Source organism: Lysinibacillus sp. RU7 (assembly GCF_057837305.1).
The window spans coordinates 1-272 of record NZ_JBYQFK010000127.1; the positions used below are offsets into that span (position 1 = coordinate 1).

At 47.1% G+C, this 272-nt stretch carries 1 protein-coding gene; it reads right to left on the bottom strand.

Features of this window, described 5'->3' with window-relative positions; all coding sequences use genetic code 11:
* Positions 1-272 (bottom strand): hypothetical protein (locus tag AC3II9_RS21805; RefSeq protein WP_489158787.1); only part of this gene is annotated, 272 nt, incomplete at both ends.

Below are 272 nucleotides of genomic sequence, written 5' to 3' on the forward strand. Positions count from 1 at the left end.
GCAATTGCTTGATGCAACGAAATATCATCCACCTCTGCTGCAATGCGGTCATGTGTGCGAATATAGTGCGCATACACAGGTGCTTCAGGCTGCGGTTGATACGGGTTCTGTGGATTGATGGGACGAATTTCCACATGACGATCCCGCATGAAACTTGCACGCACATTTTCAGGCACAAATTCCACCATCATTTTTTTCAGTTCAGCCTCAGACTTTAACGACTCGGGTGTTGGATACTCAGGCTCACCGATTTGATAATTCAGGCCTTCTTC